We start from the raw sequence: 12,786 nt of genomic DNA on the forward strand, positions 1-12,786 counted from the left end.
GACGGTGTGTCATGTTGCAATGATTTTGAGGCTGCTGGCCATTTCGCGAGCAGGCTCGCTCCCACAAGGGGGCACCGCAAAAACCTCAACGTTGTCCCGCGCAATCAGAAAAAACCTCCTGCCAACGCCCAGCCAACGGCAAATCCCACAATCCCCGCTGCCCTAGCATGGATTCACGCAAACGGATTGGAGAGAACGCCATGACCTACAAACATCCACTACTGTTCAAAGCCCTCTGCTACGTCGACGGCCATTGGGTCCACAGCGACAGCGGCCACAGCATCGCCGTGCACAACCCGGCGGACCAGAAGTTGATTGGTCACGTACCGATGCTCGATCAACCGCAGATCGTCGCCGCCATCGATGCCGCGCACCGTGCGTTTGCCGATTGGCGTGGACAGAGCCTGGAGGTGCGTGGGGCGATTCTGCGGCGTTGGGCGGCCTTGATCCTGGAGCATCAGGAAGACCTGGCGCGGATTCTCAGCCTGGAGCAGGGCAAGTCCCTGGCCGAGTCCCGGGGTGAGATCGCCTACGCCGCCAGTTTCATTCCGTGGTTCGCCGAAGAGGCGCGGCGCCTGTACGGGCAAAACATTCCCAGCCATATTCCCGGCGCGCATCTGGGCACGGTCAAGGAGCCAGTCGGCGTCTGCGCACTGCTGACACCGTGGAATTTCCCTTCGGCCATGATCACTCGCAAAGCTGCTGCCGCCCTGGCCGCCGGTTGCACCGTGGTCATCAAACCGGCCCACGAAACCCCTTACTCGGCGTTCGCCTTGGCGCAACTGGCGGAAGAAGCCGGTTTTCCGGCCGGCGTATTCAACGTGGTGCTGGGTGAACCGCAAATGGCCATGCAAACCCTGGTGCAGGACACCCGCGTACGTTCGGTGAGTTTCACCGGCTCCACCCGCGTCGGTAAGTTGGTTCTGCAAGCGGCTGCTCAGGATGTGAAAAAGGTATCGCTGGAGCTGGGCGGTAACGCGCCGTTCATTGTTTGCGCCGATGCCGATCTGCAACTGGCGGTGAAAGTTGCGGTGGCCGCCAAGTTCCAGACTTCCGGCCAGGATTGCTGCGCCGCCAACCGGATCATGGTCGAGCGTTCGGTCTATCCGGAATTTCTCAAGCGCTTCGCCGAGGCGGTGCGTGAGCTGCGGGTCGGCGCGGCCATGATCGGCGAGCGGGAGCAACAGGTGGACATCGGCCCGTTGATGCATCAGGCCGCGTTCGATGTTACCGCCGAGCGCGTCGCCGATGCGCTGCAACAGGGGGCCCAGCGACTGGTGGGCGGAGAAGCCCACGCCCTCGGCGGCCTGTTCTACCAGCCCACGGTACTGGCCGATGTCACCCCACAAATGCGCATTTATCGCGAAGAGAACTTCGCGCCGATTGCCGGGGTAATGCCGTTCGACACCCTCGATCAGGCCGTGGAGATGGCCAACGACACTGAATACGGTCTGGCGGCCTACATTTGTTCCAATCGCCTGGACCTGATTTACCCCCTGATACGTCGCCTCGACCACGCCATGGTCGCGGTCAACGGCGTCAAGTTCACCGGCCATCCGATCCCGTTCGGTGGCATGAAAGCTTCGGGACTGGGCCGCGAAGGCGGTACCGAGGGCTTCGAAGCCTTTGTCGAAACCAAATACTTCTGCCTGCACCATCAAGGCCAGTTCTGAGGCCAATTCTTAGGAGACATGCCATGAATCAAGAATTTGAAACCCTGTTCGAACAAGACCGCGCGCATTTCATGCACCCGTCGACCCATGCCCATGACCATGCCAGCGGTGCGCTAAAGGGGCGCATCATCAAGGGCGCATCGGGTATCCGTATTCGCGACCACGAAGGCCGCGAGCTGATCGACGCCTTTGCCGGCCTGTACTGCGTCAACATCGGCTACGGCCGCACCGAAGTGGCGGATGCCATCTACAAGCAAGCCAAGGAACTGGCCTATTACCACACCTACGTCGGCCACTCGACCGAGGCGATCATCGAACTGTCGAGTCGCATCATCGACTGGGCGCCGGAAGGCATGAAGAAGGTCTACTACGGCCTCTCCGGTTCCGACGCCAACGAAACCCAGATCAAACTGGTGCGTTACTACAACAACGTATTGGGCCGACCGCAGAAGAAGAAAATCATCTCCCGCGACCGTGGTTATCACGGCTCGGGCATCATGACCGGCAGCCTGACCGGCCTGCCGAGCTTTCATCAGCATTTCGATCTGCCGGCCGAGGGCATCAAGCACACCGTTTGTCCGCACTGGTATCGCAAGGCGCCAACCGGAATGGATGAAGTGGCGTTCGTGCGTTACTGCGCCGACGAGCTGGAAAAAATGATCCTTGCCGAGGGACCGGACACCGTCGCTGCTTTTATTGGTGAGCCGTTGATGGGCACCGGTGGCATCATCGTTCCACCGGCTGGCTATTGGGCAGCAATCCAGGCCGTTCTGAACAAATACGACGTGTTGCTGATCGCCGACGAAGTGGTCTGTGCCTTCGGCCGCTTGGGTTCGAAGATGGGCAGCCAGCGTTATGGCATGCGTCCGGACCTGATCACTACCGCGAAAGGGCTGACCAGCGCTTATGCTCCGTTGTCGGCGGTGATCGTCGGCGAAAAGGTCTGGGACGTGATCGAAAAAGCCTCCGAGTCCCAGGGGCCCATGGGCCATGGCTGGACCTATTCCGGGCATCCACTGTGCGCAGCCGCGGCCTTGGCAAACCTCGATATCCTGGAGCGGGAAAACCTCACGGCGAACGCCGACCGGGTTGGTGCTTATCTCAACCGCCGGATGCGCGAAACCCTCGAAGGCCATCCGCTGGTGGGCGAAGTGCGCGGTGACGGCATGCTCGCCGCCGTAGAATTCATGGCCGATGGTGAACAACGCACACCGTTTGATGCAGCCTTGAAAGTCGGCCCCAAAGTTTCGGCGGCCTGCCTTGAACGCGGCATGATCGCCCGTGCCATGCCCCACGGCGACATCCTCGGTTTCGCGCCGCCGCTGATCCTCACCGAGGCCGAGGCGGATCTGATTGTTGGCATCACCAAGGATGCGATTGATCAGGTGGCGGGGGAGGTGCTGAAGTAAGTCCTGTCCCGAAATGACAAGCCCGCCCGGTCGTTGCGATCAGGCGGGCTTTTTTTGCGTTGTTTGTCCTGGCCCCATCGCGGGCAAGCCCGCTCCCACAGGTTCAGTGGGTGTTCTCATTATTTGTGTACGACGCAAAACCTTGTGGGAGCGGGCTTGCCCGCGATGGGGCCAGAACAGTCACCCTCAAATCATCAGGCACAAAAAAGCCCCCGGACAAATCACTTGTCCGGGGGCTTTATATTGGCGCGAAGGTTAATTACTTCTTCAAACCATAATGCTCATCAAGCATGCCCGGGGCGTTCGGGGCTTTGGGCGCGTAGTCGCGAGGCGGTTCCTGGCTGCGCGGTGGCGTCAGGCGTTCCCGTGGAGCCTGAATCGCATCGGCGTGCAGGGAGGCCAGCAAGCGTTGGCGGGTTTGCTCGTCCAGGGCCAGGCGGTTGGCACCCTCGGCGAGATGATCCTGCACTTCCTGATAGCTCTGAGTCAGTTTTTTGACCAGTGTCGCGGTGCTGTTGAAGTGGGTCACCACCTCGTTCTGATAACTGTCGAAACGTTCCTGAATATCGTCCAGCTGTCGTTGCGTGCTGCTAGGCGCGGCATTCGGCGCAAGGCGAGCGATCAGGAATCCAATGGCGACACCCACAACCAGGGCAAGAGTCGGTAACAACCAAACTAAGAGCGAGTGTTCCACGAGTCCTTCCTCTATAAACGGCTTTGCTTTACGTTAACGGCTCGAACCTGCGCTGTATACCGCGATTCACTCGTAATAGACAGCCGCAGACAATTTGCTAGACGAGTCGACCCGAATCGAGGTCACGGAGTTCCTTCCTTGCTGATGCGTGAAACCCCTGTAGTGATCGATGGCCCGGTGGGTCAACTGGAAAGCCTGTACCTGGACAATGAGCAGCCGCGCGGCATTGCGCTGATTTGCCACCCGAACCCGGTGCAGGGCGGCACCATGCTCAACAAGGTCGTCTCGACCCTGCAGCGCACGGCGCGTGATGCGGGCCTGATTACGTTGCGCTTCAATTACCGAGGCGTCGGTGCGAGCGAGGGCGCCCACGACATGGGGACCGGAGAAGTTGATGATGCTCAGGCCGCTGCTGCATGGCTGCGGGAAAAACACCCGGATTTGCCGCTGACCCTCTTCGGTTTTTCCTTCGGCGGTTTTGTGGCGGCCAGTCTCGGTGGGCGCCTGGAAGCCAGGGGCGAGGTGGTCAAGCATCTGTTCATGGTCGCGCCAGCGGTCATGCGCCTGGGGGATCAGGATCAATTGCCGCAGCAGGGCGAACTGACCCTGATCCAGCCGGAAACCGATGAAGTCATCGAGCCGCAAGTCGTCTACGACTGGTCCGAAAAACTGGAACGTCCCCATGAGCTGCTGAAAGTGGCAGAATGCGGACACTTTTTTCATGGCAAGCTGACCGATCTCAAGGATCTGATCCTGCCGCGTCTTTCGAATTGATTGCAGTCTGACAAGCGATTACCCATGACGACTCGTACCCGTATCCTCACCGGCATCACCACCACCGGCACGCCACACCTGGGCAATTACGCCGGTGCCATCCGCCCGGCGATCGTTGCCAGCCGTGACAGCAATGCCGATTCGTTCTACTTCCTGGCCGACTATCACGCCCTGATCAAGTGCGATGACCCGCTGCGCATCCAGCGCTCGCGTCTGGAAATCGCCGCGACCTGGCTGGCCGGTGGCCTGGATGTAGACCGCGTGACCTTTTACCGTCAGTCCGATATCCCGGAAATTCCCGAGCTGACCTGGCTGCTGACCTGCGTCGCCGCCAAGGGCCTGCTCAATCGCGCCCACGCCTACAAGGCCTCGGTGGACAAGAACGTCGAGACCGGCGAAGACCCGGACGCCGGCATCACCATGGGTTTGTACAGCTATCCGGTACTGATGGCCGCGGACATCCTGATGTTCAACGCGCACAAGGTGCCGGTCGGTCGTGACCAGATCCAGCACGTGGAAATGGCGCGGGACATCGGACAGCGTTTCAACCACCTGTTCGGTCAGGGCAAAGAGTTTTTCACCATGCCCGAGGCACTGATCGAGGAGAGCGTGGCCACGTTGCCTGGCCTCGACGGTCGCAAGATGTCGAAGAGCTACGACAACACCATTCCACTGTTCAGCAGCGCCAAAGAGCTGAAAGACGCGATTTCGCGGATCGTCACCGACTCCCGCGCGCCGGGCGAAGCGAAAGATCCGGACAATTCGCACCTGTTCACCCTGTTTCAGGCATTCGCTACCCCGGCGCAATCCGACGAGTTCCGTAGCGAGCTGTTGCAGGGCCTGGGTTGGGGCGAGGCGAAGAATCGTCTGTTCCAGCTACTGGACAACGAACTGGGTGAGTCCCGTGAGCGTTATCTCCAACTGATCGCGCGCCCGGCGGACCTGGAAGACATCCTGCAGCACGGCGCGAAAAAGGCCCGTGCAGTCGCGACGCCGTTCCTTCACGAACTGCGTGAAGCGGTAGGCTTGCGCTCCTTCGTCGCTCAGGCACAAGTGACGGCGACCACCAAGAAGAAAGCCGCGAAAGCCGCGCGTTTCGTCAGCTTCCGCGAAGACGACGGCAGTTTCCGCTTCCGTCTGCTGGCGGCCGATGGTGAACAACTGCTGCTGTCGCGCAGCTTCGGCGATGGTAAAACCGCAGGGCAGGTCACCAAGCAACTGCAATCGGGCCAGCCATTGGATGTGCGCAGCGAAGCGTTGAGCTTCAATGTCTGGCTGGAAGGCGAGTGTGTTGCCGACAGTCCTGCGTTCGCTGACGGTGTCTCGCGCGACGCTGCAATCGAAGCGTTGCGGATCGCTCTGACGCCGATTCAGGAATAATCAACGGCTCGGCCCGACCAAGGGCTGATTGCCATTCCCACGGGCCATCGCTACAGTGACGGCCCGTTTTTGTTGCCTTGCTAACGAATTATGACGCCCCTAGAACGATATCAAGCTGATCTGAAACGCCCGGAGTTCTTCCATGACGCCGCGCAGGAAACCGCCGTGCGTCATTTGCAACGCCTGTACGACGACCTGGTCGCGGCCGAGCAAAACAAGCCGGGCCTATTGGGCAAACTGTTTGGCAAGAAAGATCAGGCGCCGGTCAAGGGCCTGTACTTCTGGGGTGGCGTAGGCCGCGGCAAGACTTATCTGGTCGACACCTTCTTTGAGGCGCTGCCGTTTAAGGAAAAGACCCGTACGCACTTCCACCGCTTCATGAAGCGCGTGCACGAAGAGATGAAAACCCTGGGTGGCGAGAAAAACCCGTTGACCATCATCGCCAAGCGTTTCGCCGCCGAGACCCGGGTGATCTGTTTCGATGAGTTCTTCGTTTCCGACATCACCGACGCCATGATCCTTGGCACCCTGATGGAAGAACTGTTCAAGAACGGTGTGAGCCTGGTCGCGACCTCGAACATCGTGCCGGACGGCCTGTACAAGGACGGCCTGCAACGTGCGCGCTTCCTGCCGGCCATCGCGCTGATCAAGCAGCACACTGATATCGTCAACGTCGACAGTGGCGTCGATTACCGTCTGCGTCATCTCGAACAAGCGGAGCTATTCCACTTCCCGCTCGACGAGGCTGCTCACGAAAGCCTGCGCAAGAGTTTCCGCGCACTGACGCCGGAATGCACGGCAGCGGTCGAGAACGACGTGCTGATGATCGAAAACCGTGAAATCCGCGCCTTGCGCACCTGCGATGACGTGGCCTGGTTCGACTTCCGCGAACTGTGCGACGGCCCGCGCAGCCAGAACGACTACATCGAACTGGGCAAAATTTTCCACGCCGTGCTGCTCAGCGGCGTCGAGCAGATGAGCGTCACCACCGACGACATCGCCCGACGCTTCATCAACATGGTCGACGAGTTCTACGACCGTAACGTGAAACTGATCATTTCTGCCGAAGTGGAGTTGAAAGACCTCTACACCGGAGGTCGCCTGACGTTCGAGTTCCAGCGGACCCTCAGCCGCCTGTTGGAAATGCAATCCCACGAATTCCTGTCTCGGGCGCATAAGCCGTAAGACGTTTCGGAAAATGAAAAGGGCCTGCAAATGCAGGCCTTTTTTGTGAGTACAAAACTCCCACAGTTTTTGTGTCAGTGTTGAAGATCGATGTTGGCATCGAGATAGCGTGCAAGCTCATCTTGCCCTTTGCAGCCAAGGAGCAGCCAAAGCAGAATCCGGGCTTTGCGCGGACAGAGGAAACCTGCCATCGATGCACCCTTGCGTATCAAATCCATCTCGCCGCCAGCAAAACCGTAGGAGGTATGCGCGGTAGAACCTGAACCGGTTCGGGTCGCAATGATCACAGGGATTTTTCTGGCGATCTGTTCAATGACTGTCGCCCATCTCTGCGAAACGTGACCGGCTCCAAAACCGGCGATTACCAGCCCGTCGTAACCGAGCGCGAGGATGTTTTCGAGTAACAGGGTGTCGGCGGAGAGTGAGGCCTCAAGCATCGCAACCTTCTGTGAGGTTTTTTGCGGTAGGGGTAGCACCGTGCGATGTCGCGGCGGGCGAAGATAATGAACGCCGTCCTCCAACAGCAGGCCGGTGGGGCCGGTGACGGGCGAGGAAAACGCCTGCAATGCCAACGAATCGGTTTTACGTACGCTGCCGGCATGATGAATCTGTCCGTTCATCACGACCTGAACACCACGCTGTCGACTGTTCTGCGCCAGGGCCACGCGGCACGCATCCAGCAGATTCGCCGGTCCGTCGGCTCCCGGCTGTGCTGCCGAGCGCATGGCACCAGTCAACACTAAGGGGATGTCGTGGGGCCACAAGTAATCAAAAAACGATGCGGCCTCTTCGAGGGTGTCGGTCCCTTGAATGATTACTACACCAACGACACCTTGCTTGACCTGAAACTTCGCCCAGGACAATACACTCAGTAAAAACTCGAAATCCAGTGAAGCGCTGGGCAACATGCCCAGGGTTTCAACGGTTACGCGGGCAAGCGTAGTCAATTCCGGAATGGCGGTCAGCAAGGTTTCGCCGCTGACGGTCGGGATAACGCCTTCGCCGGCATTCCTTGCTTGCATGCTTACCGTACCGCCGAGCGCTGCGACGGCCAGTTTGGGCAGGTCCATGTCGTACCTCGCTTGCTTGTAAAAAAAACTGGCTGCATCCGGTTCAGCCCGCAATACAGCCGAATCGCGGAGTGCCTCAATCCGATACCAGGTAACCGATCAACGGGACGATCAGCAATGTACTGATAGCCATCGACAGGACATTGCCAATGTAGGCGTGCATGTCGGCTGGCAGCCGTTTGGAGATCGCACATGCCAGGGGTGGAGACAACAATGCTCCCAGCAATGCACTCAAGATGATGACTTGCCAACTGCCGCCATAGCCCAGAATCGCCGCGGGAACCACAGATACCAACGGGATGTAGGTGGGATACCAGCCACGTAACATCCATTGTCGACGCCAGATCAGTACGCCGATTGCCGAAGCCAAAGCCTGCGCACCAATGATGTGCAGCAGTAGACCCGAACCGTATGCCGGACTCAGTGCATTCAAGCTGTACGCCAGTAATGCCCCGAGTAGTAGGCCGAGGCTGGCCAGCTCATTGCCAAAGAACGGTGCTTCGGAGAAGTCCGCCAGGACCCGGCGCAGGCACCAGATGGCGCCATAATCCGGCACCTTGCTGATGGGGACTGCGGGCGAGGTGGATGGCGCCTCGGATAGCCTGGACTTCACCAGATTCGGCCAGTAACGGCAGAGCAAAAACGCCACGACACTCGCGACAGCCATGCCCAGGACATTACCGATCACCGCAGGCAAGGAAAGCGGGTTACACACGAAGTTGACGATCAGTAAACACATCGGTGTAACGAGTACAGCCCCCATGATTGCGCCGTTGATAGCGACTTTCCAGCCTCCACCAAACATCAGCACCATCGCCGCTGGCAATGAAACAAACGCGACAAACGTGGGTTGCCACCTGGTAGCGGTCACTGTCCAGCCCCAGAGCAAATTACTCAGCAGCAGCCCGAGCAACGAACTGGTGATCAGCCACGGCCACAACCCAGTCCCGTAGGCAATGGTAAACCCTTGCCAGGATTTCCCTGTCCTATTCGCCCAGTAAGCCAAATAAGCCCCTGCCAACAAGCCGATCGAGGCGAACTCGTGTTTGTAAAACGCCACCTCACTGATGTCGCCCAGCACCCAGCGTAACCAGGCGCTTGGCTCGGGAAGCCCCAACACCATGTCGCTGTAAGCGGGCCAATGGGCGGACCATAAAGAGCGGTGAGTGAATGAAAGCCAGATAATCAGTAATGTCGCACCGATCATTAGCAGGATGACCACCGTATCAAAAGGCGATCTGGGGGCGACACGGTTTGTATCGGTTGAGATGTCCATGCATATGCCTCCTTGATCAGCGCGGGAGGCAAGCGTGTTGGGTGTAGCCGAGCATCTGATCGTAAAGATCGGCTCGGCGATCGCGATGCAGATCGTTCAAAGTGTTCCAGATGGGCGCACTGCGGGAGCTGGTCAGGTCGATATCGGCAAACAGGATTTCCTGCTTGTCTGCCGACGCCACGGAGCCCATGGGCCAGCCATTGGTCCCGGCTATCAACGAGCAGCCCAGGTAGCGTGCGCCACGCTCCTCGCCGATCCGGCTGGCGGCGGCGATAAACACGTTGTTGACGTGAGCGGCAGTCATCGTCAAATACGAAGCCATGCACTTACCAGCATCATCGAATAGCGGCGGGGGTGTCCAGACCCAATTGTTCAGGCTGCAAATGATGTCCGCGCCTTGCTGACTGAGGATTCGCGGGACCTCCGGGAACCAGATATCCCAGCAGATCAACAGTCCGATGCGGCCAATGGGGGTTTCAAAAACCGGGAAACCCAAATCGCCCGGTGTGAACCAGAGCTTTTCCAGGTTCCACAGGTGAGCTTTACGGTATTTGCCGATAAATCCGTCGGGACCCAGCAGTACGCCGGTGTTGAAGAGCCGCATACCGTCTCGTTCCACCAAGCCGCCTACGAGGTAGACGTTGTATTTGCGGGCGAATTCGCTCCAGGCCTGCACGCTTGGCCCGTCGGGAACAGGCTCTGCATGGGCGAAAGCATCCTGCCGATTGCTGAAGAAATAGCCGGTATTGGAGAGCTCGGGCAGAACGATGAGATTCGCACCACCGTTTACTGCTTCAAGTGCCAATTCCAGGCTGCGACGCAGATTACCTTGACATTTTTCGATGCCGACTTGTGGATCGAATTGCACGACTGCAACACGAACTGGGCTTGTTGGCTCGCTCATTCTAACGACCTCTTCTTATTGTTTTACACGCTGTTTAATGACGTCGTAATAAGAGGGGAATCATGAATTTGGTGAAAGTCAGCTACTTCCTTTTAGTTCGTAGTCCATTTCCCAAGATGGATGAGCGAGATGGTCGGCCGCACTGTGTAGCGGGCACGGAAGGAGAAACCATGGATAATTTCCATGGCTCTGAGATGGGGTATATCGTCAGGTTTTGAGTTGGTAGTGCGGGTAATCACTCATTGAAAATCCGCCGTTGAAGGTCGCAGCGGTTTTGTTGCAGATATGAATCACCGCATCAATGGCACCGCGAAAACACGGCTCTGTCCAGCCGGCATCGACGGAAAATGATTCCCCGGACAAATACAAACCCGATTTATGCGCAAAGTCCCGGTTGTACTTCATCAAGCCGACGGCATCGTAGTAGGTGCCAGGTCGGTATAATTTTGCACAGCCCAAGGCATTTTTATCAGTTATCCATCGCTGGACCACAGCTTGATCAATGCCGATATAGGGGGAAATTCTTTCCTGGATATTGGTCGCGTTCATGAGAATGCGATCGAGCTCTTTAGCACACCTACCCACTAGTTCTTTATCGGTGAAAGTGGCGAGTTTGGTGGCATCATCCTCCCATGTGTAACTTAGCAGGATGCAGTCATAGCTGTAGTTGTCATTGTAACGGTAGGTGTAAACGTCATGGATAAAGCTGTCGGTAACGATGGCTTGCGGGATTTTGGTATTTTTCGAAAGAAATGATTTTTTTAACGGCGCGAAGACCTTGCAGCTGGTTTCCCAGTGCGCCGTTTTGTAGGCATTGATTGTCTCGAAAGGCAACATCTCCTGATTGAAGTTTTCGAGCTTGATCCGAGTTTCGATCAGCCAGGAGGGGAGCGTTACGATGACCGAGTCAAAGTCATCGAAGCGCTTTTGGGTTTGTTCGGGTTGGCTGTGTTTCCAATTGAAGTGCACCCGTATTTTTTGGTTACTCAGCTTCTTGAGTTTGGTAACGGATGAGTCGGTAAGTAGCCCATTGTTCCTTTCTCGGCTGTACTCATAGACGGACTTGCCAGTTTCGTCGATGTCCATGAACATCAGGCATTCATCCAAAGCAGCGAGCCCAACGTAGCGAGGTCTGTCGAAACTCAGCCCCATCGAGTCAAAAACGGCTTCGCTGTTCAAGTGGGGAGATTCCAGCGGGGCGCCATTTGGGTCCACCCGGCCATGTATCAGTTGCAGTTGGCTGCTGAATCCAAAAATGGCCGTACGCAAGGGATAAAGGGAACAGACATCATAAAAGGCTCCCCAACTGCGATCACCGATGCCTATCGCGTAGAAAATAGCCGATTCCTCGGCGGACATGCCCATCCCGCCAAAATCACCGGGCGATCCTCTGTCCCAGGCTTGCAAGGCTGGCATACTGACCAAATCTCGAAATGAAACACTCTGATATTTGTCGACGATTGCGGCCCACATCGCCTCCCATTCGGGGCTGGCGTAAAGCTCGGCGACGTGCCGCGTCATACGATCGGCAAAAGCTTTCCACTTGGCGTAGACCTTTTGAAGTTCTTCGCCGGGAGGAGGGGTCAAGCCATCCTGGTTTTTCCAGATCAACATTTGCGGTGCCGATCCACCGCCCACACTGCCTTCGCGAAGATAGATGCCTGTCGAACTGACCCATTGACTTCCGGGGTTGGCAAAGTCGGATAACACCAGGTCAAACGTTTTGGCGTAATACGCCATCAGCGAACGTCCTTCTGTCGGTGCCTCGTCGGCCCGGTTGAAGAAAGGCATCCGCATGGCGCCCATTTCAAATGGTGTATGAGCCACTGTGGAGTTTCGACTGCCGGGAACAGTCAGGTGTCTACCGCCTATGCGCCCGGATTGTTCGATAAGGGAGATATTGGTGAAGCCACAACGATAAAGTTCTCTAGCGGCAGTCAGTCCAGTCACCCCGGCGCCGATGATGCAGATTCTGTGTTGTGGGTCAGTTGCCCTTGCGATGCCATTTTCCTGTTCGACCAGCGTTCGATAGTCAAAGCACAAGTCTGGCGGATTAGGGAAGCGTGCTGCCCATTTGTTTGCAGTCGAGCGTTTCGTTCGAGTGCCATCGCGGGACACGTATGAAGGGTAGTTGTAGCTTGATCCGATAGTCACTGTTGATCTTCCCTGATTAATTGATGGTGTTTGCAGGGAAGCAGCTTGGAGTTTTGGGCGATGTGCGAATATGAGCAAATTCCGGTTCTACAGCACACTGAGTTCGATGTACTACGTAGGAAAAAGTAACCTGAAAATAATAAGGCCTGCATTGCAGGCCTTATTTGTACGCTCTGTTTGGCTCGCCACAACCTCTGTGGGAGCGGGGGGGGGGGGGGGGGAGGGGGGGAGGGGGGGGGGGGGGGGGGGGGGGGGGGGGGGGGGGGG

10 protein-coding genes are annotated in these 12,786 nt (G+C 57.6%); 5 read left to right on the forward strand and 5 right to left on the reverse strand.

The annotated features are described in order from the left end of the window. The first annotated feature begins 200 nt into the window (after window positions 1–200). Window positions 201–1,673, forward strand: coding sequence for an NAD-dependent succinate-semialdehyde dehydrogenase (locus tag ACSFE6_RS28650; protein ID WP_435430751.1), 1,473 nt, complete (start codon window positions 201–203; stop codon window positions 1,671–1,673). Between the two features lie 23 nt (window positions 1,674–1,696). Next, window positions 1,697–3,082, forward strand: a complete 1,386-nt coding sequence (locus ACSFE6_RS28655; protein ID WP_435430752.1) for an aspartate aminotransferase family protein — start codon at window positions 1,697–1,699, stop codon at window positions 3,080–3,082. A 259-nt stretch (window positions 3,083–3,341) separates the two neighbouring features. Here ACSFE6_RS28655 and ACSFE6_RS28660 read toward each other — a convergent pair whose 3' ends face one another. Continuing rightward, window positions 3,342–3,776: a YhcB family protein gene (locus ACSFE6_RS28660; protein ID WP_435430753.1), complete on the reverse strand. Its 435-nt coding sequence runs from the start codon at window positions 3,774–3,776 to the stop codon at window positions 3,342–3,344. Window positions 3,777–3,920: 144 nt separating this feature from the next. Here ACSFE6_RS28660 and ACSFE6_RS28665 point away from each other — a divergent pair, with 144 nt between their 5' ends. The 3 genes from ACSFE6_RS28665 (at window position 3,921) to zapE (ending at window position 7,115) form a co-directional block, all read left to right on the forward strand. After that, the gene (locus ACSFE6_RS28665; RefSeq protein ID WP_435430760.1) at window positions 3,921–4,550 is read left to right on the forward strand and encodes an alpha/beta hydrolase; all 630 of its coding nucleotides are present in this window, start codon (window positions 3,921–3,923) and stop codon (window positions 4,548–4,550) included. Between the two features lie 24 nt (window positions 4,551–4,574). Next, window positions 4,575–5,930: a tryptophan--tRNA ligase gene (locus ACSFE6_RS28670; protein WP_435430754.1), complete on the forward strand. Its 1,356-nt coding sequence runs from the start codon at window positions 4,575–4,577 to the stop codon at window positions 5,928–5,930. 90 nt (window positions 5,931–6,020) lie between these two features. Then, window positions 6,021–7,115 (forward strand): cell division protein ZapE, encoded by a 1,095-nt coding sequence (gene zapE, locus ACSFE6_RS28675; RefSeq protein WP_435430755.1) that lies wholly within the window; start codon window positions 6,021–6,023, stop codon window positions 7,113–7,115. Window positions 7,116–7,189: 74 nt separating this feature from the next. On the opposite strand, the gene ACSFE6_RS28680 is transcribed toward zapE, so the two are convergent. The 4 genes from ACSFE6_RS28680 to ACSFE6_RS28695 all read right to left on the reverse strand — a co-directional run bounded on the left by ACSFE6_RS28680 (window position 7,190) and on the right by ACSFE6_RS28695 (window position 12,519). After that, on the reverse strand, window positions 7,190–8,185 hold the full coding sequence (locus ACSFE6_RS28680) for an asparaginase (RefSeq protein WP_435430756.1): 996 nt from the start codon (window positions 8,183–8,185) through the stop codon (window positions 7,190–7,192). A gap of 76 nt (window positions 8,186–8,261) precedes the next feature. Continuing rightward, entirely contained in the window at window positions 8,262–9,461 is a 1,200-nt protein-coding gene (locus ACSFE6_RS28685) for a hypothetical protein (RefSeq protein ID WP_435430757.1), read from the reverse strand. A gap of 16 nt (window positions 9,462–9,477) precedes the next feature. Beyond that, the gene (locus tag ACSFE6_RS28690; RefSeq protein WP_435430758.1) at window positions 9,478–10,365 is read right to left on the reverse strand and encodes a nitrilase family protein; all 888 of its coding nucleotides are present in this window, start codon (window positions 10,363–10,365) and stop codon (window positions 9,478–9,480) included. 207 nt (window positions 10,366–10,572) lie between these two features. Further along, the gene (locus tag ACSFE6_RS28695; RefSeq protein WP_435430759.1) at window positions 10,573–12,519 is read right to left on the reverse strand and encodes a flavin monoamine oxidase family protein; all 1,947 of its coding nucleotides are present in this window, start codon (window positions 12,517–12,519) and stop codon (window positions 10,573–10,575) included. Window positions 12,520–12,786 lie beyond the last annotated feature (267 nt).

Source organism: Pseudomonas baetica (genome assembly GCF_051216495.1).
GTDB classification, from domain to species: domain Bacteria; phylum Pseudomonadota; class Gammaproteobacteria; order Pseudomonadales; family Pseudomonadaceae; genus Aquipseudomonas; species Aquipseudomonas baetica_B.

What these genes read in the sequence shown, in the direction of transcription:
- ACSFE6_RS28650 (WP_435430751.1), top strand. Translation starts at nt 201, where the DNA reads ATGACCTACAAACATCCACTACTGTTCAAAGCCCTCTGCTACGTCGAC.
- ACSFE6_RS28655 (WP_435430752.1), top strand. Translation starts at nt 1,697, where the DNA reads ATGAATCAAGAATTTGAAACCCTGTTCGAACAAGACCGCGCGCATTTC.
- ACSFE6_RS28665 (WP_435430760.1), top strand. Translation starts at nt 3,921, where the DNA reads ATGCGTGAAACCCCTGTAGTGATCGATGGCCCGGTGGGTCAACTGGAA.
- ACSFE6_RS28670 (WP_435430754.1), top strand. Translation starts at nt 4,575, where the DNA reads ATGACGACTCGTACCCGTATCCTCACCGGCATCACCACCACCGGCACG.
- zapE (WP_435430755.1), top strand. Translation starts at nt 6,021, where the DNA reads ATGACGCCCCTAGAACGATATCAAGCTGATCTGAAACGCCCGGAGTTC.
- ACSFE6_RS28680 (WP_435430756.1), bottom strand. Translation starts at nt 8,185, where the DNA reads ATGGACCTGCCCAAACTGGCCGTCGCAGCGCTCGGCGGTACGGTAAGC.
- ACSFE6_RS28685 (WP_435430757.1), bottom strand. Translation starts at nt 9,461, where the DNA reads ATGGACATCTCAACCGATACAAACCGTGTCGCCCCCAGATCGCCTTTT.
- ACSFE6_RS28690 (WP_435430758.1), bottom strand. Translation starts at nt 10,365, where the DNA reads ATGAGCGAGCCAACAAGCCCAGTTCGTGTTGCAGTCGTGCAATTCGAT.